Consider the following 25,013-nt stretch of genomic DNA (forward strand, 5'->3'; position numbering starts at 1 on the left):
GATGAAAGTAATCGGTTTAATTGGTGGGCTAAGTTGGGAATCTACATCGTTATACTATAAACATATAAATACACTTACACTCTCTCAATATGATCAAAATGCAAAGCTTGTTTTATATAGCATGGACTTCGGTGAAGTAACTAATTTATTACAAAATCATCAATATGAAGAAGTGAAAAACGAATTAGTTACCGTTGCAAAAAAGGTTGAAAAGTCTGGGGCTGAATGTTTATTAATGTGTTCCAATACAGTACATCTATTTGCTGAAGAAGTAGAGCAAGCAATATCCATTCCACTCCTCCACATTGGTGATGTAAGTGCAAAGAAAATGGTAGAACATAATATAAAGCGTATTGGACTATTAGGTACGAAACAAACAATGGAACAAGACTTCTATAAATCACGTTTAGCAAATTATAACATTGAAACAATCATCCCAAATAAAGAGGCAAGAAAATTTATTCATCATGTTATTTTAAATGAATTAAGTAAAGGAATTATTTCAGAAGTATCAAAAGAAAAGCTATTACAAATTACAAAGTCATTAATTCAAAATGGCGCAGAAGGTATACTACTAGGTTGCACCGAAATACCATTGCTCATTTCCCAAAACGATCTTACTGTTCCTGTTTTTGATACTACTTTTTTACATGCAAATACTGCTGTGCAGTTTGCTGGATAATCATATAAAAGCATAAAGGTGCCACCTCTATGCTTTTATATGACCCACACTATTTATTTAAAAGAGATGTAATCATTGTAATTGCTTCATTTGAACCACCACAATCTAAAAAACTATCTTTCAATTTTCGTATTCCATGCTTATACTTTTCATTTGAAAGAACGTCTGTTACCGCTTCTCTTAACGTTTGCACATTAACATGCTCTTTCAATAACCGATTTGCTGCTTCCAGTTCGGTTAATCTTTGTGCTATCATTGGCTGGTCTTTATCATGTGGAATTATAACAAATGGAACATTAAAATGAATAGCATCGTGTACGCTATTCATACCGCCATGTGTAATAAAAATATCTGCTTCACTTAATACTTCTGTTTGGGGTACGTATGAAGCAATTATAAAATTGTTTGGCGCCTTCTTAATTTTAGAACGATCATTTCTATCACCAATTGCCATTACAACTAACCCATCAAAATCTGAGAAAGCATCAATACATGTATTAAAGAATGGTTCGAGTCCTTCAAGGAGTGTCCCCATTGAAATGTAAATAACTTTCTTATCTTTAAGCAATTCAAGTGGAAACTCTACATTTGTTTTACGACTTGAAATACTCGGCCCAATAAAAATATTATTTTCTCTGAAAGAATCACTATTAGGTTGGAAGTAACGACTTGTGTACACGAGGGTAATATCTCCTTTGTTATGCATAAATTGAAGATTATTTTTAGGCTTCACCCCAAATTCATGTTCTATTCGATATAGTAACTGTTCAGAAATTTCATCAGGTTGGAATGGCATTTCTGCATTTGGATGAAAAGGTAATGTCTCCAAAAATTCAGTAGGAATTAAAAATATAGGAGAAGAAACTACACCTGGAACTTGCAAATACTCCTTTACTAACTCTCCAGCGCCAAATATATCATAAATTACGCAATCAAAATTTATGCTTTCACATAATTCTTTCGTAATTTCTAATATATATAAAGAGGTTTGAACATGTACATGAAAGAAAGAGTCCAGCCCATTTGAAGTTTCAGTATCAATAGAAATCTCCTTTAATAAATCTGGATGGGTATATACATTAGCTCCCAAATCTTCAATTCTGTCTTTAAAGTGTTCTGTAGTAATATAATGGACGTGATCACCCCGTTCAGTAAAGGCTTTGACTAAACTTAATGTAGGATTCACATGTCCCTCTGCCGGAAAATTAACCACTAAAATATTTAGCACTTATTTCTCACTCCTTACATTTCACTTTTTTAATTCAGCATACTGTTATTTGTACAAGTAATCTTCTCCTAATAGTCCTAATATGCTTGCTACATTCTGTTGATAAATAATTCTCAGTCATCAACATAAAAAAAGCATCTACCCATGTAGATGCCTAACCGTGATAAGGAGTGTTCTGTGAGGTTAGAACAAGCTTTTCTGCTTGTCCTATGCAATTAATATATGATTTTTTTTATAAAACGTGAATAGTTAATAGAATTATTTCATCCATTTTATATGATCAAATGGACGAAATACCATTTCTTTTAGAATAAATTGCTTCATATATACCTCTTTTCTAATCCGTTCCTATGTAAAACGCCTCTAGTTTACAGGAATGCTAGAGACGTTTCGTACATGTTAATTCTCTTTAGAATCATCTGTTTTTGGCGCTTCACCAGTTAATCGCTTATTTTTCAAATCAAAATAAGCATCTAGAACTTCTTTTCCAATATCGGAGTTAATGCCCGATTTATCATTTATAACCCACGGTACTACAACAGAAAATGCTACTTCTGGATCATCATATGGCGCATATCCTGCTAATGTTAAGTTATAGCAGTCTCTTCGATCGCCCTTTTCATTTCTTCCAATATCATTTTCTCCACCGTATACAGTCTGTGCAGTACCTGTTTTACCAGCTGGTTTATACGAAGCTTTTTGGAACGCCCTTACTCCCGTTCCATCACCTTCTTGGAATACCCTTCTAAATCCTTCTTTTACTTGATTTATATATTCCTCTTTCATATCTATCTTATTTAAAACGATTGGTTTTATTGAATGCACCACTTTACCAATTTCATCTTTTTGAACAGTCTGTTCTCTAATTTCTTGAACAATTTGTGGTTTCATACGAAAACCACCGTTTGCGATAGTCGAAATATACTGTACAAGCTGAAGCGGTGTATACGTATCATACTGACCGATTGAGTAGTCTAGTAAGAAACCAGGTTGATTATCTTTTTTACCAATTTGTCCAGCTGTTTCATTTGGTAAATCAATGCCCGTTGGAACACCTAATCCAAATTGCCTGAAATAATATCTCATTTTATCAAAACTTTCCTGTTTAATATTTAACGAGCTATTTTTCACATAATCTACACCTGCAATTTTTAATGCTGTGTTAAACATATAGACGTTAGAAGAAACTTGTAAAGCTCTTAGATCATCTATATTTCCAAACGCTTTCCAAGATTTTTTCTCTCTAGTTCCTTTAAACTTCATAGGTGCATCATAAAAATAAGTACCTGGTGTTATTGCTTTCGTTTCAAATCCAGTTAATACTGTTGCCCCTTTAACTGTTGACCCAAGCTCATATGAACTTGTCATCGTTCCTAAAGCATAATCTTCAACCTCCATTTTCCCTTCTTTTTCTACAAGCCTTTTCCCTGCCATTGATAATACTTGTCCATTTTTCGGATTCATCATTACAACGAAAGCACGATCCAACATAGATTCAGACCCTTTATATGCCTTTAATATTTTTTCTATGCTCTCCTCTACTTTTTTTTGTAATTCCATATCTATTGTTAAAGTTAAATTTTTACCGCTTTTCCCTTCAGTAACAGTTTCCGTTCTAATAGTATTTCCTTGTTTATCAGCAATGCTTCTTACTTCTTTTTTTGTACCATGAAGTACATCTTCGTATTGCTGTTCGATATAACTTTTGCCGACCCTATCATTTCGGCTATAATCACGCACTAAATAATATTCTAATCTTTCACGTGGCAATCCTTCATCAGCATTTGAAACGTTACCAAGAACAGAACGGAATAGACCATCATTTACATAGATTCTCTCCCAATCAACTGATGCGTCTACCCCTGGAAGGTTCGCTAAATTTTCACTAATCACCGCATACTCCTGTTCACTAACGTCCTTTTTAATAATTTGAGGTGCCATTTGAAAACCTGAAGTCATTTTACTTTTAATAGCTAACACTTCTATATCTTTAGCCGTTAGTTCTTGAAGATTTTTATCTGTAACGCGTTTCCTTTTTAAATCTTCTATTTTTTTGTCTAGATCTTTTCCGGTAATATCCTTATCTCGAAACTTATCTATTTCTTTTTTTGATACTAAGTCTTGAGTAAGTTTTGGATTTAATTGCATCCAAAAGTCTTTCTTATCAGTCTCTGTTAACTTATCTATATCGTCTTGTGGCATTTCTATTATGTCTGCAAGTTGTCTTGCTGTTTTTAATATTTCTTCTTGTTTTACACCTTTCACCTTTGTATATGTAATCGTACGTAAAGATTTATTATCAACTACTGGATTTCCTTCACGATCAAATATTTTCCCACGTGGTACAGAAAGGCCCACAGTTGCATTTTCTCTCTTCTCTACTTCATTTTTATATGTTTCTCCATCAAAGATTTGCACTTTCCCTAACTGAATAATGATGCCAGAAAATAATAAAAATACACAAAAGAATAATATATTTAGCCGAAGAGATACTACCCTACCATTTTTCTTCTCTTGTTTTTTCACCTCGTTATATTCTCCCCCTTACAATATTCCAAATAATAATCACATTTCTATATTAAAAAAAATGTACAATCTCCATACATTTCTTTATACAAATATTAATATAATGCTTAAAACTTAATAGAAATTAAAACAAAGGTAAAGAAAAGGTAAAGATTACTAAATTAAATATAAAAATACCCAATAACAAAACTTAGCTTTCACTAATCGCTTTGTTATTGGGTATTAAAGGACTTAAGAATTACCACTAGTGCGTATTGCTATACATTGATCGTCACAATTCGAAATAGATTGTTTACTTTGCACTTTCGGTAAGTAAATAGTTACTGTTGTTCCGACACCTACCTCACTCATAATACTTATTTTCCCTTGATGACTTTCAATAATTTTATAACTTAACATTAATCCAATACCGGTACCTTTTTCTTTCGTACTATAAAAAGGTTCACCTAATCTTTTAATTCTTTCTTCAGGTATTCCTATTCCTTTATCAATTACACTAATAATGATACCATCTTTACCAATTTCTTTAATGTGAATTGAAATTCTTCCACCATCTGGCATAGCTTCGATTGAATTTTGCAAAATGTTAATAAATACTTGTTTCAGTTGATTTTCTGAGCATTCAATAATTATCTCTTTAGAATCTGCATATAATTCAACTTGAATATTTGTCATAATTGCTTTTGTATTCATTAATGAGACGACATTTTTAAATATTTGATAAATATTTTTCTTTTCGGTACTTATTTCGTCTGTTTTAGCAATCGACAAAAATTCTTGAAGAATCGCTTCTATTCTTTCAATTTCAGAAAGCATTAGATCAAAATATTTTTCTTGATCTTCTTTATTAATTTGGAATAACTGTATAAACCCTTTAATGACTGTTAATGGATTCCTAACTTCGTGAGCTACACCAGCTGCTAATTGACCGATTGCTGCAAGTGTATCTGATTTATTTAGCAATTCTTCTGTCTTTTTCCGCTCTGTAATATCCCGTACAATAATCATAATTTTATCATGTAATAACGGTAAACATCTAGCTTCAAAGAAATCGATACTTTCATTAATTGTAAGCGGATATTCAACAATTGCATTTGTTCCTTTTTCTTTCACTTGATAAATTGCTTCTTGAAATTTTTGTGCTACTGAAGATGGTAATACTTCGTAAAACTTTTTTCCCATAAAAGCTTCTGCGGGTGCGTAAAATTTTGTAGGGGATCCTGCTTTATAATCAATAATTGTTCCATCATCTTCTGTTAAGAAACATAAATCTGGTAAAGCTTGAAAAATTAATTCTAATTCAGACGTTTGTTGTATTAATTTCTCTTCTATTGCTTTTAAATGTGTAATATCTACACCAACAGCCCAATAACTAAATCCATTTACAGGAAACTGCTCTGATATATTGGACCACATTATTGTTTTAATTTCACCATTTTTACATGTTAAGCGCATTTCCCAATCTCTAAAGTTCTTTCCGCGAGTCAAAAATTTCTTTTGTATCTCGTGACGATAATCATGATCCGGATACAGTAATCGAAGTGCGTTTGGATTTCCAATTATCTCTTCGGCAGTATAGCCTGTCACAATTTCACATTCGCGATTCCACAAAACAAAATCTCCATTATAATCGAGTGCATCAACCATAACAGGCATGTTTTGTAAGATTGTATGTAGTTCCTCCTCTTTTCGAGTAAGTAACGTTGTATTTTTATTTTGAAATCCTTTCATTACTCCATCTATAATTAAATTTGAAAGCATTTCAAAGTATTTTTGGCAATTGAAAATTTCGCTTTTCTGAGACCATACAACAAAAGATCCTAAATATTGATTGTATAAAAAAATGGGGATTTCAATTTTGGGAAGTTTACATATTTTCTTTTCATTTATTCCAAATGAAAATATACATTCTTTTTCAGCATCAAGAAGTTGATGTGATATGTTGGTTAATTGATAAAATTGTTCTGCCATGGTTTCTATTGTACTCACATCAATAAGTTCCATTAGCCGCGCATTCATTCCTTTTTCACCTCAATATGTAAAATTCATACAAATTTAAAATTCATACTTCTCCATTATACGAAGAATGTGCCTGTAGGTATATAGCTGAAGAATAATTATTCGAACAAATTTTATTTTTCAATTAAAATCAGAAAAGAATATCTGTCCACATTGAAACTCTAATCAGTAAGTTTTATTCATCTCCGATTGACTATTATCCGATCCAATCATGATTTTCTTTGTGCAAGAACTCTCCTTAACGTCCTTACATTCGTTAATTTTTGACATGGATTCATACGTACTAGTAGCAGTATAAAAATACATTACATATAAAGTTCATAAAATTTTCACAATTATCATGAAAAATATAAACATTTATTCCAATATATTCTATATAATAAAATGTAATAAGGCTTCTATGAAACTCATAGAATACCTTACCCCTAATAAAAGTAAAAAAGAATCCTCATTGGATTCTTTTTTACTTTTTATGCTAATACATACATATGCAAAGCATGTGCAACACCATGTTCTTCATTAGTCAAAGTTTCATATTGACACATCGCTTTTATTTCTTCAACTGCATTTCCCATTGCAATTGATAGATTTGCTTTTTCCATCATGGATACATCGTTTAGCCCATCACCTATCGCTACAGTATTTTCAACTGGAATATTCAGATGTTCCGCTAAAGTATATAGTCCATTTCCTTTTTGAGCGTCTCGATGATTAATCTCTAAATTATGCCAATAGGAAGATGTAATGGCTAAATCAGTATTATGCAGAAACGTTTCTTTTAACTTTTTTAATTTTTCCATGTCATAAGAAAATGGTAAAAGCTTATGCACATGTATATCTGTTTCTACAATCGGTTTACAACTTTCAGCACTATGAAATGCTGTATGTTCAAGGTATAATGCTGCAATCGTTTCTAACTCTTTCAAGTCGATATTTTCATTTGAATTTTTCACATAATCGATTTCATTGCGTACACTCTCTACTCCATATTCCGGTACGTACACACCTTTATCAGTATAAAGCTGATAATATAAACCATTCTCTTCAAGATATTCTACAATCTTGAGTGCCTGCATATTTTGAATTGGATATCTCCTCATCATTTTTTTATCTTTATATATAAGCGCTCCGTTTTCAGCAATAATTGGACACTCTAAATTAACTTCTAATAATAATCGTTCAATATCGACGATAGAACGACCTGTACAAATTGCTACAACATGGCCAGCTTCCTGACATTTTCGAATTGCTTCTGCATTCTCTTTACTAATCATTTTGTTACCCGAAAGAAGAGTTCCATCTAAATCAATTGCGATTAATTTCATTATTTCTTCACCACTTTCTATATATACACGAGCTCATATTAAATGAAAGGTATCGTTTTCATGCCGACCTCGTAAAGTACTCCTTATTTATAATTTATGAAAAGCGTTTCAGGTCAAGAAATAATTATAAATAAAATCCAAAGCAAGAGCTTTGGATTTTAAACTATGAATTATAACAAATATATTTTGTCTCACACGTGTATACATTCTTTTCTTTAGTTGGGACATATACTTTAAACTTTTCTAAACGTTTTCCGTAAACATGAATAGTGACAACGCTTTTATTTTTGGCTATTTCAAGGATATGACAATCAGCTGGTGGAATGACTTTATCTGTTTCTCCTTCTCCCAAATAAAGATTTCCTGTATGAGTTAAATAAACAAGTGAATTTTCAAGCTGCTTAGTTTGTATAAAGTTCTGCACCATTATTCTTCCTGTAAATACGCCTTCTACTCCCCATGTGCCATCATGGTCATGTAAAGGAGTCGATTGTCCATCTTTCCATACAAGAGCTAGTACTTCAAAACGATTTAAAGGATCTTCATATAATAAGTGTCGTGCATATTGAGCCGAATTCGCCTTCTGTTTTTCTAACGGAAGCCATGTTTTCTTTTCTAAAAGTTCTTCTAATAATTTTTCAATTCCACAAACAATTTGATTTTCTAACAAATTACTATTTATTAAATCTGTTACAGCTTTAATAAATGTTTGGAACGTCTTACTTCCATTACACGTTAACATAAGCATCCTCCTATACTCTTATTCACACACTTCCACACTAAATAACCCACTAAAATTTTACAATTGAGAAATAAAAAAACAAGGTACAATAAATCTGTACCTTGCCGAACAGCTTATTGAGTTTTTAAGCAGATAGGTAAGAATTTCAAAGTTTGTTCATTCTCCAATATACATTTTTCTAAATTGAAAGATGAAGACAACTCTATTTTTTCAAAAGCATTTATAAATGTTTTTAATGCAATCTCAGCTTCTAATCGTGCAAGTGGTGCGCCTAAGCAAAAGTGAGCACCTTTACCAAAGGTTAAATGCTTTTCATTTCCGATTCGGTGTAAATTAAATTTAGAGGCTTGTGCAAACTTTTTCTCATCTAAGTTTGCTGCACTTACCCACGCAACAATCATTTGATCCTTTTTCATAAGAGGTCCAAATATATTTGTATCCTCTGTAATCCTCCTAGCTAATGTAACTGGAAAGCGATAGCGTAATACTTCCTCAATAGCTTTTGAAATTAATGTAGGTTCTTTCCTTAATTCTTTATATGTTCCAGCTGAATCCACTAAGAAACAATAAAAACTATTAATAATTAAATTTGTAGTTGTTTCATTGCCAGCCGCTAATAGTCCTAAAGAAAAAGTAACAATTTCTTCATCGGTTAACCGTTCTCCTTCATATTCAGCTCGTATTAAATCTGAAATAATATCGTCGGTTAAATGGAATCTCTTTTCTTGAACGATTGGTAGAAGATATGCTTTAAATTCATTTAATGCTATCTCCTTTTCTACATCCAGATCATTAAACTTTTCTTTACTATACGGCATAAATAAAATATCAGACCATTCTTTAATTTTTTTACGATCTGTTGTGGGTACGCCTAATAAATCAGAAATAACGGTAACAGGTAAAGGTGCAGCGAACTGTTCAACAATATTAACTTCACTACATTTTTCAAGTTGCTGTACAAGTTCATCTGCTATAGCCTGTATTCGAGGTTTCCATTGTTCTAAACTTCTTGGAGTAAATGCTTTAGAAACGATAGAACGTACATTGCGATGTTCTGGTGGATCAGTAGAGTTTATATTTATTCTAGTTTCTAAAGGAGGGATTGAGAATTGTCTTCGCTCCCTTCTACTTGAAAACAGGCGATAGTCTGATAAAACACGATTTACGTCCTCATACAAAAATACATTCCAAACATCTTGCTCTTCATCATAATGTACTGGGTGATTATCCCTCATAAATTGATACCACTCATACGGATTCCACAATTCCTCTTTCGTTTTCAGCTTTGAAATTTCATGAACTAAAATCACATTTTCAGGCGAAGCCATAGTCCTTTCCTCCCTTTTCTTTTACAATAAAAGTGATAGGTCGGTAATTCAAAGTTGTATAATCTAACATATGTTATTTTAACATATACTAAAGGGGATTTTTCGTAGGAGAACTTGAGAAATAAATAAGGGGGATTTTTATGTATGTTGATATTTTATTGCTCGCAGAATTGACGTCAGGGCCAAAATATGGGTATGAAATAAAGAAAAATATCCAAAATCGGTTAGGAGAGAATTTTGAATTAAATCATAATATGCTTTATCCTTCTCTTCGACGTTTTGAGAATATGGGGGCTATAACGAAAAAAGTACATACACAAGTCGGTAAGCCAAACCGAAATATGTACGACATAACTGAAACAGGAGAAGAGATCTTTTCTGAAATGTTGCGCGAGTTTCCCGAAAAACTCGCGACAAACAATATTGAATTTCTTGTTCGTATCGCGCTATTTGAAAAACTTGATTATGAAGAGAGAAAAGAAGTTTTAACAATACGCCAAGACATACTACATAAACAACTTACTGCTATTCAATCTCTTGATGCTAACTCATTTTTTATTACAGAAGTCATTGACTTCAGTAAATCACGTATCGAACATGAATTGCTTTGGATTACATCACTTATGAAGAAAATATGAAAAAATAAAAGAAAAGTTAAAAACAATGAATGAAAATGAGATTTATTATCAATACTATAATTAATAAAAGGGCAACCACGATTTGGCTACCCTTCAAAAATTTATACTTCCGGATCGAAAGTTTTGCAATCTGTTTCTTCTGTAGTCGATGCTTGTTTCCCTTTATGACTTACTACATAAATTGCGTCTGCGCTACATTTATTACCGTTAGCCCAAAATTTACAGTTGTTTACTTCACATAAAACGTCTTGTGCCATAGTATCACACCTCCTTGTTCTATTATCATTAACAAAATTCGGAGGTATGATACTCTTTGTTATGCATTTTTCATTCCATTTTTAGCTTTCTTAATGGCTCTATATCCCCTTGTACAATAGCATCTATATTTTCAGTTATTTTTTCAATATCAAAATGCCACCATTGAATTTGCAGTAATTCCTCTATTATTGTATTTGTAAATCGTTCCTTTATTTTATTTGCAGGGTTTCCACCAACAATTGTATATGGTGCAACGTCTCTAGTCACAACAGATTTAGCTGCAATGATTGCACCATCCCCTATTTTGATTCCGGGCATAATGGTTGCATCCATACCAATCCAAACGTCATTACCTATGACTGTATCTCCTTTGTAAGGTAAATCAGACAAATTAGGTGTATACTTCTCCCACCCATTTCCAAATATATTAAATGGATATGCTGAAAATCCATCCATACGATGATTCGCTCCGTTCATAATAAAGGTAACTCCATTTGCAATACAACAAAACTTTCCAATGATAAGGTGATCACCAAGAAATTCATAATGATGGAGTACTCGATCTTCAAATGTTTCTCCATCTTTCGCATCATAATATGAATAGTCTCCGGCGAGTATATTAGCTTTCGTTATTGTATTTTTTATAAAGTGAACATTTTTATTTCCTTCGATAGGGTATTTAACATTTGGATTAGGATTCATGTTGCACAGCACTTCCTTTCCTATCCATTTCACTTTCTACCGCTATTACTGGCTTTAAATTGTATATAGGTAAAATAAATAATAATCCAATTATAAATAGTAAAGCTGTGCCTTCATACATCGTACTTAATGAGAATATTTCTTTTAATGAACCAGCAATACTCATTGTTACTACCATTGAACCGGTGAATAGCGGACTTAAAATGCCATTTACACGACCAATAAAATCAGTATCACTATTTTGAATAATGAGCGTATTAATACCTATTTGAATACAAGGAAGAGCTAAACCGCTAAAAAGTTGTGCTGTGAGTGTTACCCATAAATTGGTGGAATAACCTATAATACCGATGCCGATTGCCTGACCAAACATACCGATAATTAACATCTTTTGCGGCGCAACGTTTTTTGCAAACACCATCGCTAAAGCACCGCCAACAATCATTCCTGCACCATTTACTGTTAGTAACCATTGTAAACTCTCTTTTGATAATCCTAACTGCTCAGTTACAATAAAAATACCTAACGGCTGAATTAAACCAATTCCTAGTCCTGCTGCCATAAAACAAAGCCCTAGCAAAGTTAATGCCTTTTTCTTTTTTACGTATTTAATACCGTCCAGCATTTCCTGTAATAAAGTGATTTCTTTCTTCTCATTATCATTCTCAAGATCTTTCGGAAGAAATAACAACACAGCTGCTGCCAGTAAAAAAGCGATACCTGTTATGATGATTGAAATATAAATTCCAAAACTATGGAAAATAAATGTCCCCAGAATCGGTCCTAGCACCATAAAAATCGCAAAAATTGTTTGATATATAGACATCGCTAATTGGATTTGTTCCGTTGATAAATGCTGTTTAAACAATTTCATACCAGATGGTTGAGAAAATTGCGAAAGAATTGCAGAAATAAGCGTGACAAAAAACACAATTTTCCACGTACCAAACATAAGAGTAATTAATACAGCAAATACTGAAATAGAACTTAACGTTTCACACCATATCATTGTCTTCTTCGGCTTCCACCTATCAGCAAACGTTCCACCAATAAAGGAAAAGATGAAAATTGGAGCAAATTCCGCCACTGAAATCATCGAAATAGCAAAAGCATCACCTTTTGTCATTTCCATTACATATAGTAATACGGCAAAGTTCCGAACCCATATTCCAATTTGTAAAAATAATGCTGAAGCTAAAATTCCCTGTACAAATCTATTCTTCAATACTTGTGATACCCCATTATTTTGTTTCGTTTCTACATTTGTCGACATAAAAAAGCCTCCTATTTCATGTTCTGAACAGGAGGCAGCACAAATCATATGAAAAGACTATATTTTTCGCAGAGCGAAATACATCCCTTTTCTAAAAATGTACAGACTAATCCTATTCAGAAGAATATTTCGTTTTTTAACGAAGATCTCTTACAAATAGAATTAGTTGATCATTGGGATGTTTTCACCCTTCCGTTTCGAATTTAAATAACACATACATACTCTATGTAAATCATTTTCTATGTATGCATGTCTTACAATAAATATTCTAGAATGTTAATGGTAATTCCTCTAAAGAACGCATTAAATAATTACCTTGCCACTTAATGTCTTCACGATTCCCTTTTATTTGTAGTTTAGGCATTCGATTAAATAAAGTAGTAATAGCAATCTTTGCTTCTAACCTCGCAAGTGGAGCTCCTAAGCAGAAATGACTACCATGGCCAAAGGCAATGTGACGGTTGTTCTCCCGTGTAATATCAAATATTTCTGGATTTTCAAATACTGTTTCATCACGGTTCGCTGAAGCCAATGCGATAATAACCATATCTCCCTTCTGTATTGTTTGATGGTGAATTTGAAAAGGTTCTGCTGCCCATCTTGCAGTTGTAACCTCAACTGGAGAATAATAACGTAATCCTTCCTCTATAGCCGAATCAATTAATTTTGGATTATCTTTTAATAACTGTAATTGATTTGGATTTTCAAGAAGTGCTAATACCGTATTTGTAATTAAATTCACTGTCGTCTCATGTCCTGCTACAATTAATAGCATTATCATTGAATATAGTTCCCGAGCGCTCAGTTTATGCCCTTCACTCTCTGCAAGTATTAAAGCACTCACCAAGTCTTCTTTTGGCCCTTTTCGTTTCATATCAACTAAATATTGAAGATATGTAATAAACTCAGATAGTTGTTTTTCAGTTTCTTTTATTTCTTCAGGTGTTTCTGGTGATGCAATAACAGCATGAGACCAAATTCTAAATTTCGCTTGATCTTCTTTTGGAATACCGAGCATCTCACTTATCACAATAATTGGTAATGGAAATGAATAATCATCCACAAGATTTAATGTACCTTTTCGCTCTATATCACTTATCAAATCATCTGCTATTCTCTGAATTCTTCCGTCTAATTGTGCAATCATCTTCGGTGTAAAAGCTTTTTGAACTAAAGATCGTAAACGACTGTGGTTAGGTGGATCTGAATTTAGCATATGTGTTGTTAAGTGGTCACTATTATCAACGGAAAGATACATGTTCTTTGTATCTTGAGAAAACACATTTGTCCAATCTTTTTTTAAACGATTATCTTTTAAAAGTGGCAGAGCATCTTCATATCTAGTAATAAGCCATTCTTTACCGATTTCAACTTGGTTTACAAATAATATTGGTTGTTTTTTTCTCGATTCTTTATAAATTTCATACGCATCTTCTTTAAACTGAGCTGAAGCTAAATTAATGCCATCCTCTATGCTTAACCCAACTTTATTTTTCATTGACATTGTATTCCCTCACTCTCATTTGTTGTTGAAAACCAACCCAACATATGCATTATACTCTAATAAAAACGCGAAAATTGTAAATTTTTAATCAAAATCTTACTTCGTATATTGAAAAATAAAAAGTGAGAAAGTAAAATCGTTTCACTCCCTCACTTCTCTTTATGCGAAGCACATAAAATTACTAATTTGTTGATAGCGATAACTTACTTTACGACGACGACCACCTTGCCACGTGTAACCTGATACTCCATTTCTTCTCACTTCAGTCGGGAAGAACCATAAATCCCTTCCAAAAGGACCAGGACGATGTAAGCGTAAATAGCCCCATCTTCCTAGACAGTTACACATCCATGATTTCATATTACCTGGTTGTGCAGGAGAAGCAAATGTAGACGGTAACGACGGCGCTTGTGACGGAGGTGGTGACGTTGGAGCATCTTCCGCATCATCTGGTCTGTAATCTTCTTGTTCAATATCTCTCACTTCATTTGTAGGTTCATACCCGTAGTTTTGTGGATTATAATACATCGCTTGATCATATGGATAATTTTGCTGGTTATACATATTAATAAATCACCTTCTTTTTATTCATTGTCTTTACCATTCATATGTGATATGCCCTCTCTGGGAAGCTTATGTATAGCCTAAATTCAACAAAAAATAAAGCTCGTATTTAAAAATACGAGCTTCTTCATAAACAGAATAGATGTATTATTTTCTTAATTTCACACTATAGAAACGCATTTCATCTAATGAACCTTCAAATTCAAATACTTCTTGTTTAATTAATTCCTTTAAGCGATATTCTAAAAACGTATCGCCAACTGATTGTTCTACAAGACCAAGTGCTTCACCAATTACTCTAGGAGCTTTTCGGAATTCTTGATCAGCGCCTATACTTTTCGCGCATTCAATAATAAATTGATCAAAATAATTTTCTTGTACAGAACGTACTTCATTGTCTGTCCAAACTCTTAAAAATTCCGTACTTTTCGATAGACTATCCCACTCTTGTTCAAACTGCATACGTTTCTCTACAGTTAAATACGGCAATTTTACAAAACTTTTTTGAATTAGAGCTAAACTTTCAGGTGCTAACTCTCCAGTTCCACGAATCGCATACTCTAGTTTTAATATTTTTTTACTTGCATCAGATGTATTCATAACGCGAATATTTTTCTTATCTTTTAATTGCGCCATTACAAAACATAGACCTACATGTTCATGTGCGTTATCGGCTTTCCAAATTGTAATAGGGATTTCAATAGGTATAGCATGTAGTTCTTCTATAGTTTTTAAAAACCTTGGTAAATACTCTTCTTCAAAATAATTTTCATAAGCATTTAAGTTGTTTACTAACCATTCCTGTCTTGCTAGTTGCCCTTCATTCATATGTAACTTATTTATCGGCCCAATTGAAAAGAATTCAGAAAAAGCAACGACCATCTCTTCCAATCGTTCTTCTTGACCCAGCATATGCTTTAAACATCCAGCTGTTGAATCATCAAAAGCAATATGTACGTGTGAGCTTTCTTTTACATTTCTTTTATAAGATGTATTACTCGTTAGTTGCCTAGAAATATCCATCAAATTTTTAATAGTATCTTCACTATACTTTTCTTCTAATAAATTTAATTGGATTAGAATACTTTGAAGTAAATGTTTTGCCTCATCTTCGTGCATATCCTCTACAGCATTTTTAATTTTATCTATCATGTAAATCCCTCTATTCATTTCAAAAATAACGTAGATTATAGTGTATCATTTAAGTGTTACTCATTAAAAGTTTTTTAGTCAAATCATGTATTAGAAAGATTGCTAAATAACCTTTTGTAAATCTTTTTATTTAAATGTATAATTATATAGAAAATAAAAATTATAGGAGCTATGTTTATGGAGAAAATATTTCCTAATTATAAACATTATCTAAAAAATTGGAGATTTATATTTATTTGTATATTACCTACTATCGCCTTTTTGTATGCTTTTGATGTCATCTTTGAATTACTATTTCATCAAGATTTCTATTTATCTAACTTAATTTTTGCTATTATTTTATTTTTAATATTTATGAGCATCAAAGACATGTTTAAAATTAAAAGTTAAAGATCCGGATAAAGTGAAACTTTACTCAGGGGGGGTTCTTCATCCCCACTGATTATTAGCCCTCATCAATCGGACTTTAATGGGCAGCCCGACCCCCACCTAACTTCTTTGCTTTCGCTGAATTTTGAGGTGGGGTCTTACTGTCCATTAAAGTGGGATAAAAAAAGAGCACCCTGCAATCAGATGCTCTCATGTGATAGAGGTTTTTCTGAGTATTAAGTAGGACACGAAGGTCTTGTCCCACTATCTAATATATGCTTGTACTTATTTTTTGTGCATGTACGAAGTATCACTTTAAATTCTCCTCATAAATTCATTGTACAATTAATATATTTATACATAAAAAAAACATCCTCCGTGGATGTTTTTTATGTACCAATTTTTAAGCTTCCATAAACTTAGCCGGTACACCAATTTTTTCAACTACAGAAGATATATTAGTAGGATTAATCATTACATTTTCAATACTAACTAATTTATTTTCTAATAGTCCATTCTCTGTTGTAATAAGTTTTTCAAACCGCTCTAAAGTCATCGAAAATTTATGTTCACTTCCGCCATTCATACTGACTTTTACATACTTCATCGTGCACCCGCCTTTCATAATAATCTATAATTCGATAAAAAGGCGCTTACATCCTTTTTATTTAATACTAGATTTTACACTTTTACACTTGCCAATTTACGTTTATATTTAATATGAAAAAAACTGATACTATTATTTGTTCATATTATAATTGCGAGTAAAAATGATAAAGATAGAAATGCACAAAGTGGTATAAATAAAACAGTATCCATTCTAGCAAAACGTGTATCTTTTTTTCGTTTAAAGATACCAAAATAATGAAATTCACCTATTACTCTTAGAAAAAAAACAACCATACAAACCCAGGATCCCATTCGAACAATAATATTAGGAAATGCGAAATGAACAATATTTGTTTGTTGTAATAAAATTATCGCTGCCATACTTAGTAAAAACGCAATGAACAAAGTCATCCCTGTACCTGGTGTAAAAGCCTTTTCTCCAGCTTTTGTTGGAATGACACTATTTGTCGCCCACTTACCTCCAAAAGCCCAATAAACATGTAAAAAGCTAACTAAAAATAATATACAGACAGAAATATATGTAATAATAAACATTTTGTCCTCCCATTATTTTATTTTAGTCCTCGATTTTAGAGTATGCTATAAATTTCACCTTAGCAATCTATTTTTAATAACATAAAAAACCCCTTAATGATTTTTCTTAAAATTGATTAATCATTAAAGGGCTTTTAATTTCATTATGCATTATACCTATTTCTACGACGTTCCATCCTCGTTTGTCCTTGAGAAGTCTCTTCTTTATATTGAGGTATTTGCTCTGCCATTTCATATGTTGCAACTGCAGTGGGTTCTTCGTAATTATGCTCACGTATTTTTTCAGGCGTTTTTTGTTTCGATACTTTTCCACCGAACTTAAATAATTTTAACTTAAATTTCGGTAATCTTGGGATCGGAATCTTAAATGATCGCTTTTTACGTTTCTTTTTTTGTTGAAATAAAGTTATATTTTCTTTATAATCCTCTTCTTTACGGTGTAATAACATAGCAATTAATCCACCTAATATAAGTCCACCAACTAAAAGCATAAGATATTTGAAATTACTTGTCATTAAACTCGACATACGTTCAAGTATGACTAACGACTGCACTTCTTTAATATCCCATAGTAAAGCAGCCCATAATGCGAATAAACCGAAAGTAAGCCCATATGTACGAAAACGGAATAAACATGGGATTAAAGCGATACAAGCAGCAATTTTTGCATTCTCTATGATTGAACTTGTTGAAATATCTTGATGCCAAATGACTAACAGTAGTGTAATAAATGGCGCATACGCTATCCAACTACATATACGTGAATATATTTTTTTCGCAAAATAACTACCGAAACTGGTGAAAAATAAAAGGCCTCCAATATATAAAGATTGTTCTAGTGGGATTTGTTTCATAATTCCTGCAACTGGAAAGAGGCCGCTTAATAGCATTAATAGCACATCTAATTTCTTCACAATTCCTCATTCCTTTCAAATTTCTTTTGAGTCAATTCATATTGCTTTTCCACATGGTGTAGTTTTTCATTTCTAAAAAACATCTTAATCCTGTATGGAAATAAAGTAAATATGTAAAAGAGAAGATACATGACAAAAGATATCCTTATTTACATGAAAAAATGACAAATCCTGACCTATATAATGAACAGGATTTGTCTATTATTATTTAAAGTAGAATAATTGAATCTTTCTTCTCTATTTTTAGAATATCTACATCCAATTCATCATCAAACTCTTTAAACTCTCTTGCATCTATATCCGTCATATAGCTCTTTATTACTTTCGCCATATGCATAGAATATGGCATGTGTATATTCTTTTCCAAAAGCATACTTGAATTACAGCACATATAATGTACCATTTTGGCAATATAGTTCCTTTCAACAGCTTTTACACCTAGAGGTAATATTTCAAGTATATATCGATGCAATGTTTCACTATCATTACACAGATACTCACCAGTGCTATAATACATTCCCTTTTGATCTATATATAAACTCGTACTATCCAGTACGTCATCACATTCTATCACACCGTATTTTGGTACATCAAAAGATGTATTTATTCTTACAGCATTTAAGTTTGGAACCTTTAGCACATCTGGAACAATGTCAGGGAAAGTATCTATATCAATTTTTTCATTTTGCACCTCTTTTATCCAATGTTTTCTTACATTCGCATCTATAATGAAGTATACTTGCTCATTTTGCTCTTTTGCATGTTGTAAAATTTCCGCTAATGTTTCAGAAACAAATTGTTTAAATTGAATGCCCATATCATTTCTTTTTGAAGGCTGCGGTAAAAAGGTAGTATGTTTATTTATATTCAATAATAGACGATCAATCGTTTGCCACTCTGTATTCCCATATAATTTATATAAAATTTCTTTTCCTTTAATTTGTGAAAAAATAGGTAAGAAATCAAATTTCGAGATTCGTTCAATTGATAAATTAACATATGTACAAGGTAAATTTATCTTATTCCAACTACGTTTCAAAAATCCTTTTTGTTCTAATAAACTCAAAATACCATTTATAATCGTTTTACGAGATACACTTTGGCCTATAAATAAATTTATAAATGCTGAAATACGGTTTGTTCTTGCAAATCCTTCTCTAACAATTTGCTTTGGATCAATTTTTTCACGTCCATCACAATTTTTCATTGCAATTAACGCCAAAGTCGCATCATTGCGCTCACCTGCAGTAGCATAAACCGCTTTCATAACATCCTCTACTAAATTCATTTTATACTTCTGGCAGTATTGCATTTTATATGGATTTTGCAATACCTTTTCAATATTACATCTTACTATTTTTAACAATACTGGAGAATCTGCATTTAATATATATGATGACTCACTGATTTGAGCTAACACCATTTCACTTTCAAATAAAGCTTGTTCTACTTCCAGCGATATTTTTTCAGACCATATTTCTAGCGTTATAGTCTCTAATCCTTTTGGTGCAATTAAAGGGAATAATTCTTTCCTATTATCCGTTTCCATCCTTTTACATTCTGGTAGTAATGTGAAATAAGAAAATTTTTGCTGAAACCCTTTAAATAGATACTCTCTTTCTTTTGCTTTTATACCAGATTTTATTTTAGTACCTTGAACTTTATATATTCTCTCATTGTATGGAAGCAACACTCTAAGATTTGCTCCTAGCATATAATCTTTCGGATATTGAAGAATATGTTCTAATTCAACTTCTCCACCTATATGAAAATCATCTTTTAAATTTCTAAATATTTTAATCCACTTAATACCATTTGTAGCTTGTTGTACTTTTAGTTTTACAAACCGTAATTTTTTATTATTCAATGCAAATTCTGGAGTAGAAATTAATATCATGCCCCGTTTTCGTCTCAAAAGCAAAGGAATATCTGGATGGTTATATTCTTGATAAAACCTCCGAATTCCTATTGAAACATTTAATAATGGAATGTTCTCTCCTCCACGCGTTATATATTCGAACCGAAATACATAGGCGAAATAGTCTTCTGTTTTTTCATCTTTAATAGGCTCTGACATCGCCTCACAAATATTTTGTGATCTAAGAGGAGAAAAATATATATCTTCTTCGTGTATATTTTCTAATTGTACAGGACGTTCACAAAAAATATGTGAAATTAAAGCGGGCACCCACTTAGTATATACTTCCTTATCATGTAGTACTGTTAAATTAGAAATTAAATCGTAATGCCATTCATATTTTGGCGATTCTATTAATTTATTCGGTTTCCAATCATGAATAATCTCATACCAACTTTGAAAAATATAATCGAGTTGTTCTTTTCTAATAGGTTCTTTACATACAATCCATGGTGTATTTTCGTTTAATACATATGGATTATGCTGAATAAATAATATATCAGAAAACATATCATATAATCTTTCATTTAATCGTTTCAACTTACTCGTTAATAAAAATGTCTTATAATGTATCTCTACAATATCGAGCCATTCAATAGGAAAATATATAAATGATACGCTTTCGTTTAAAAGAGGTTCTACTATATTTTCAAATGTTAACAGTCTTAGTTTGTTCATAAAATCATTACTTCCTTTCTTTATTTGTCTTGATTGTCAAAAAACTAGCACTTGCTCTAATCCATTTAAATCAAGTATTTAAAAGAAAAGTAAAAAACATTTCTCCGAATCATATATTATTGAAACAGCCCATTTTAAAATAAAAAGTAATTATCATATACAGCCCCCTTAAAACAATATTTCAATACATACAAATTATACAATATAAATAACTTAATGTATTTATCATTTACAATAACTTTACAATAAAACTAAAAAAGAACACCTTAAGTCGGTGCTCTTCTTAAAAATATGAACCATTATGTAATTGAACATAAGGATAATATGAATCCTCCAAATGAAATTGCTCCTAGTAAACCTAATACAAATCCTGTTAAACAAATACAATCAGCAAGACAAATGGAAGACTGCGATAACGGAACAAATGACCTACTTGTATTCGATCCATATTGTTTTATTTTCTCATAATTCATATCTAACATGTAATGTAGACAGTTTACACCATCCTCAATAGTATGTAGAGATTCTTTTTCTAATCGTTCCAATAATTTACTATTACAAGCAACTGGAAGAGGATACAGCTTATCTAATTTCATATTTTGATAAATTAATTCTAAACGAGATAATATATTATCTTTCTTCTTTTCAGATGTTACAGTACTTTTCATGTAATTAAGTTCATTTAATAACATTGTCAATTCATCTCTTTTTCCGTATAAATCCTTAGCTATTTTTCTCTTTAGTTTGTACGAATGGATAATAGATTTAAATTCAATCATTTTAATACACTTCCTAATTAAATATTATTTACCCATTATTATATAGATAAACAGTACTTTTTAATCCTATTTAAAATACACTCAAGCCTCTTAATTTACTATCTATTAACATTACATTAACCTTACATATTTGTAATAATTTCATTAGCTACACACTAGCTAGTAGAAATCACTCCTTAAATTAGACAGACATTTGATGATAAATCCATAAAAAAAGCAATGATTAGATTTTAAATCTAATCATCGCTTTATCTACCTCACCTTGATTTACACCTATATATCCATTAGCGATAGCTATATTCTTTGTCGGCATGTACATGTATAAAGCTAATGTTTTTTATTAATAAATGTAGTCAATATTCATATATTACAATAGCATCAGAAGTACCATTAAAACAATTAGAGCAACTACCACAGCTGCCACAACCGCCACAACTAAAACAACCAAAACAACCGAAGCAACCAAAACAACGGAATCCACCACAGCGACCTGCACAACCGCCACAACGACCACAACCTCCACAGCGACCACAACCGCCACAGCGACGAGCAGCATCTTCAATATAGTAATATGGATATTGGTTTTGCTGATCCCAATACACAATATCTCCAGACCGGTAATCATTAAGGCTTAACGCTTGTAGTTCTTGTTGAAACTGATTCATTTTCATAACCTCCGTTTATAAAATAAAACCTCATCGATGCTTTCCTATATCTCTGTTCGTTAAATCTAAGTAGAAATAGCGCTATAAACTAAGTTCAATTCATACACCAACAAAGTATGACTTAACACTAGATGATGCACCTTGTTTATGTACCTATTTTTACTATGGGCTCATTTTTATAAATAGAAATTATAAAATTTGAATTCTAGTGTTATATCTTCATGCTTACTAAGTTCAATTCATTTCTCAATAACCATGATGCCGTACCCTTTACGTTCAAGGTAGAATTTCATTCCATTACGCTGTTCATCTGAAGTTGGAGCAGTAACGAAATATGTTAATCCGTTTGTTTGTAATATAAAGTGAAACTTTAATCAGTGGGGGGTTTCTTCATCCCCACTGATTATCAGCCCTCACCAATCGGACTTTTATGGGCAGTTGATCCCCGCCTAACTTCTTTGCTTTCGCTGAATTTTGCGGTGGGGGTCTTACTGCCCATTAAAGCGGGATAAATGTGGCAGAAGTTTAACCAGTTAATGCGCAAAAAATTAACTTAACTAACTTATCGATATGACATTTTGCCGTATCCGTAACACTATCAACTTTACGCAAATCTAGCAAGAAAAAATATATAGATAGGCATTATCCATACCTATCTATAATGTTACTTTCATTTTTATCCAATTACATCTTTTACGTCTGTATCCACTGGCCACTTTTCTAAAGTATAAGCCATTTCCCAAAATGAATATTCATATTGACTACTAATAATAAAATGTTGTTTCATTCGCTTACGGTCTGATTCAGTTACTTTTTCAGCGATAGTATCTAACCGTGTAATTTGCTCTTCAACTAATGTACGGAACCAATCAGATCCATAAGCAGAAATCCATTCGTTATAAATTGGCTCTTCTGGCTGACACTCTTTTAAACGCTCACCAATTTCATAATATAACCAATAACAAGGTAAAATGGCTGCAATGATATCGCCTAAATGTCCTTCGTACGCAGCACGATACATATGTGAAGTATATGCGTATGCAGTTGGAGCAGGGATAAAATTATCTTTTTCTTCTTGTGTTATCCCTAGTTTCTTCGCAAAATTCTCATGTAATGATAATTCCGCCTCATATGTATTTTGGGCATGGTGTGCCATACGAGCTGTCGTTTCTAATTCCAGTGCTTTTGCAGCTCCTAATGTTTGTACTCTAGCAAAGTGACTTAAATAATATGAATCTTGAAGCACGTAATAGCGAAAACTAGCTAAATCTAACGTTCCTTCACCAAGTTTTTTTACAAAAGGATGATGAAAACTAGCTTCCCAAATTGAATCTACTTCTTTACGCAATGATTGTGAAAAAGTCATTTAAATTCCTCCAATAATTCATTTAATATAAGTATTTATCCACAGCTATTAACGCTTTAAAATAAAAAAACTTTCTTTACAGGCGTAAAGAAAGTGAAATTGACAGTATTTATACATAAAATAGCAATGTCTTTTCCACTTCCCTACGCTGGCATTAACCAGATCAGGTACTAAGAGTCTCAAATTCCCATTTGATCTCAGCCTATAATAGGCCCCCCTAGTGGATAAATATTTAATTATCGTATTGTATTCATCATAACACACTTCATGTTACTGTCAAAAGTATTCATAATACCACTACTTAAAACCCTTCTTCTTTTCTTACTCTTAATGAAGTTTCAATAATCATATCTAATAGTTTACTATAATGAATTCCCGCTGCACCTGCACTTTTCGGTAGTAAACTTGCTTGTGTCATCCCTGGTAATGTATTAACCTCCATTACATATGGAATACCGTCTTTCACCATCATATCAACTCTTGCATAAACACTACATTTTAATGCTTTATAGCAAGCCAGTGACGCTTTGTTTACACGTTCTTTTAATTCAGCTGGAAGTTCAATAACTTCTTCAATAGTACCTGCATCATCATATTTCGCATTGTAATCAAAGAACTCCGCTGCATGTCGAATTGAAATGATAGGTAACTGTTTACCATCAAAAATGGAACATGTAATCTCATCACCTTTTATATATTTCTCTATTACTACTTCAGAATCCCATTCGAACACAGTTTCTAGCATTGAAATTAATTCGTCTTTATCATAGACAATTTTCACCCCAACACTCGATCCACCAGAGTTTGGTTTTACCACTAAAGGAAATCCTAATTTATCTAATTCATCAAGATTAAGATCCTCCATTTTTGTAAGTTCAATCCAATCTGGTGTTTCTATTCCTTCATAACGTAAAATCTTTTTCGAAATATTTTTGTCCATACATATACCGCTAGATAACATATTGCTTCCGCTATATGGAATACCTAAACTTTCAAGCGTTCCTTGAACTGTCCCATCTTCTCCGTATTTTCCGTGTAATGCGAGCAGCGCGAAATCAATGTCCTTCGCTTTTTCGATTAAATCCATTTTTTCGTTTAACGTAATTGGAACTATTTCATACTTACTTTTATCTAAATGTGCGATCATTTCATTTCCAGTCATAATTGATACTTGTTTTTCAGAAGATACTCCACCCATAATAACGCCAATTCTCATTTC

Annotated in this window: 23 protein-coding genes, 1 pseudogene and 1 riboswitch; of the genes and pseudogenes, 3 read left to right on the forward strand and 21 right to left on the reverse strand. The window is 32.1% G+C overall.

The genetic code is table 11. The annotated features are described in order from the left end of the window. The first annotated feature begins 1 nt into the window (after window position 1). Window positions 2–682 carry an aspartate/glutamate racemase family protein gene (locus AC0NJG_RS01385; protein WP_474062772.1) on the forward strand — a complete coding sequence of 227 codons (681 nt, stop codon included), beginning with the start codon at window positions 2–4 and terminating at the stop codon, window positions 680–682. Window positions 683–731: 49 nt separating this feature from the next. Here the strand turns inward: AC0NJG_RS01385 and AC0NJG_RS01390 are convergent, their stop codons facing one another. The 6 genes from AC0NJG_RS01390 to AC0NJG_RS01415 all read right to left on the reverse strand — a co-directional run bounded on the left by AC0NJG_RS01390 (window position 732) and on the right by AC0NJG_RS01415 (window position 9,850). Next, entirely contained in the window at window positions 732–1,910 is a 1,179-nt protein-coding gene (locus AC0NJG_RS01390) for a macrolide family glycosyltransferase (protein WP_087953588.1), read from the reverse strand. 399 nt (window positions 1,911–2,309) lie between these two features. Continuing rightward, window positions 2,310–4,436 carry a peptidoglycan D,D-transpeptidase FtsI family protein gene (locus AC0NJG_RS01395; RefSeq protein ID WP_474062773.1) on the reverse strand — a complete coding sequence of 709 codons (2,127 nt, stop codon included), beginning with the start codon at window positions 4,434–4,436 and terminating at the stop codon, window positions 2,310–2,312. Between the two features lie 231 nt (window positions 4,437–4,667). Continuing rightward, window positions 4,668–6,455: an ATP-binding protein gene (locus AC0NJG_RS01400; RefSeq protein ID WP_474062774.1), complete on the reverse strand. Its 1,788-nt coding sequence runs from the start codon at window positions 6,453–6,455 to the stop codon at window positions 4,668–4,670. 470 nt (window positions 6,456–6,925) lie between these two features. Continuing rightward, the gene (locus AC0NJG_RS01405) at window positions 6,926–7,780 is read right to left on the reverse strand and encodes a Cof-type HAD-IIB family hydrolase (protein ID WP_474062775.1); all 855 of its coding nucleotides are present in this window, start codon (window positions 7,778–7,780) and stop codon (window positions 6,926–6,928) included. 163 nt (window positions 7,781–7,943) lie between these two features. Beyond that, window positions 7,944–8,522 carry a cysteine dioxygenase family protein gene (locus tag AC0NJG_RS01410; protein WP_474062776.1) on the reverse strand — a complete coding sequence of 193 codons (579 nt, stop codon included), beginning with the start codon at window positions 8,520–8,522 and terminating at the stop codon, window positions 7,944–7,946. 113 nt (window positions 8,523–8,635) lie between these two features. After that, complete coding sequence (locus tag AC0NJG_RS01415) at window positions 8,636–9,850, reverse strand: cytochrome P450 (RefSeq protein ID WP_087953593.1); 1,215 nt, start codon at window positions 9,848–9,850, stop codon at window positions 8,636–8,638. A gap of 140 nt (window positions 9,851–9,990) precedes the next feature. On the opposite strand from AC0NJG_RS01415, the gene AC0NJG_RS01420 reads away from it, so the two are divergent. Further along, entirely contained in the window at window positions 9,991–10,488 is a 498-nt protein-coding gene (locus AC0NJG_RS01420; RefSeq protein ID WP_087953594.1) for a PadR family transcriptional regulator, read from the forward strand. 101 nt (window positions 10,489–10,589) lie between these two features. Here the strand turns inward: AC0NJG_RS01420 and AC0NJG_RS01425 are convergent, their stop codons facing one another. The 6 genes from AC0NJG_RS01425 to AC0NJG_RS01450 all read right to left on the reverse strand — a co-directional run bounded on the left by AC0NJG_RS01425 (window position 10,590) and on the right by AC0NJG_RS01450 (window position 15,941). Then, window positions 10,590–10,745, reverse strand: coding sequence for a DUF1540 domain-containing protein (locus tag AC0NJG_RS01425; RefSeq protein WP_000046091.1), 156 nt, complete (start codon window positions 10,743–10,745; stop codon window positions 10,590–10,592). A 70-nt stretch (window positions 10,746–10,815) separates the two neighbouring features. Beyond that, complete coding sequence (locus AC0NJG_RS01430) at window positions 10,816–11,448, reverse strand: Vat family streptogramin A O-acetyltransferase (RefSeq protein ID WP_087997313.1); 633 nt, start codon at window positions 11,446–11,448, stop codon at window positions 10,816–10,818. Beyond that, window positions 11,438–12,721, reverse strand: a complete 1,284-nt coding sequence (locus AC0NJG_RS01435) for an MFS transporter (RefSeq protein ID WP_087997314.1) — start codon at window positions 12,719–12,721, stop codon at window positions 11,438–11,440. Before AC0NJG_RS01435 ends, AC0NJG_RS01430 begins: the two co-directional genes overlap by 11 nt. A 268-nt stretch (window positions 12,722–12,989) precedes the next feature. After that, window positions 12,990–14,225, reverse strand: coding sequence for a cytochrome P450 family protein (locus tag AC0NJG_RS01440; protein WP_087953597.1), 1,236 nt, complete (start codon window positions 14,223–14,225; stop codon window positions 12,990–12,992). Between the two features lie 159 nt (window positions 14,226–14,384). Then, complete coding sequence (locus AC0NJG_RS01445) at window positions 14,385–14,789, reverse strand: hypothetical protein (protein ID WP_000282687.1); 405 nt, start codon at window positions 14,787–14,789, stop codon at window positions 14,385–14,387. 147 nt (window positions 14,790–14,936) lie between these two features. After that, window positions 14,937–15,941 carry a DUF1835 domain-containing protein gene (locus tag AC0NJG_RS01450; protein ID WP_087997316.1) on the reverse strand — a complete coding sequence of 335 codons (1,005 nt, stop codon included), beginning with the start codon at window positions 15,939–15,941 and terminating at the stop codon, window positions 14,937–14,939. A gap of 177 nt (window positions 15,942–16,118) precedes the next feature. Here AC0NJG_RS01450 and AC0NJG_RS01455 point away from each other — a divergent pair, with 177 nt between their 5' ends. Beyond that, window positions 16,119–16,331, forward strand: coding sequence for a hypothetical protein (locus AC0NJG_RS01455; RefSeq protein WP_087953599.1), 213 nt, complete (start codon window positions 16,119–16,121; stop codon window positions 16,329–16,331). A 382-nt stretch (window positions 16,332–16,713) separates the two neighbouring features. Here AC0NJG_RS01455 and AC0NJG_RS01460 read toward each other — a convergent pair whose 3' ends face one another. The 9 genes and pseudogenes from AC0NJG_RS01460 to ddlB all read right to left on the reverse strand — a co-directional run bounded on the left by AC0NJG_RS01460 (window position 16,714) and on the right by ddlB (window position 25,010). After that, on the reverse strand, window positions 16,714–16,917 hold the full coding sequence (locus AC0NJG_RS01460) for a hypothetical protein (protein WP_014893685.1): 204 nt from the start codon (window positions 16,915–16,917) through the stop codon (window positions 16,714–16,716). A 140-nt stretch (window positions 16,918–17,057) separates the two neighbouring features. After that, window positions 17,058–17,474 carry a DUF3995 domain-containing protein gene (locus AC0NJG_RS01465; protein WP_087953600.1) on the reverse strand — a complete coding sequence of 139 codons (417 nt, stop codon included), beginning with the start codon at window positions 17,472–17,474 and terminating at the stop codon, window positions 17,058–17,060. Between the two features lie 143 nt (window positions 17,475–17,617). Beyond that, a complete protein-coding gene (locus AC0NJG_RS01470) occupies window positions 17,618–18,388 on the reverse strand; it encodes a DUF3959 family protein (RefSeq protein ID WP_140168771.1) in 771 nt (256 codons plus the stop codon). Window positions 18,389–18,596: 208 nt separating this feature from the next. Further along, window positions 18,597–20,984 carry an RNaseH domain-containing protein gene (locus AC0NJG_RS01475; protein ID WP_242229586.1) on the reverse strand — a complete coding sequence of 796 codons (2,388 nt, stop codon included), beginning with the start codon at window positions 20,982–20,984 and terminating at the stop codon, window positions 18,597–18,599. A 299-nt stretch (window positions 20,985–21,283) separates the two neighbouring features. Next, window positions 21,284–21,763, reverse strand: a complete 480-nt coding sequence (locus AC0NJG_RS01480; RefSeq protein ID WP_172801685.1) for a homoserine dehydrogenase — start codon at window positions 21,761–21,763, stop codon at window positions 21,284–21,286. 353 nt (window positions 21,764–22,116) lie between these two features. Then, window positions 22,117–22,428, reverse strand: coding sequence for a heterocycloanthracin/sonorensin family bacteriocin (locus AC0NJG_RS01485; RefSeq protein WP_070806115.1), 312 nt, complete (start codon window positions 22,426–22,428; stop codon window positions 22,117–22,119). Window positions 22,429–22,667: 239 nt separating this feature from the next. After that, window positions 22,668–22,790: pseudogene (locus tag AC0NJG_RS01490) on the reverse strand (N-acetylmuramoyl-L-alanine amidase C-terminal domain-containing protein); the annotation flags it as partial. Window positions 22,791–23,104: 314 nt separating this feature from the next. Beyond that, window positions 23,105–23,794 (reverse strand): thiaminase II, encoded by a 690-nt coding sequence (gene tenA / locus AC0NJG_RS01495; protein WP_087953661.1) that lies wholly within the window; start codon window positions 23,792–23,794, stop codon window positions 23,105–23,107. Between the two features lie 123 nt (window positions 23,795–23,917). Further along, window positions 23,918–24,023: riboswitch (TPP riboswitch) on the reverse strand. Window positions 24,024–24,095: 72 nt separating this feature from the next. Beyond that, window positions 24,096–25,010 (reverse strand): D-alanine--D-alanine ligase, encoded by a 915-nt coding sequence (gene ddlB / locus AC0NJG_RS01500; protein WP_087953749.1) that lies wholly within the window; start codon window positions 25,008–25,010, stop codon window positions 24,096–24,098. Between the last annotated feature and the right edge of the window lie 3 nt (window positions 25,011–25,013).

Source organism: Bacillus sp. SSR7 (assembly GCF_055902415.1).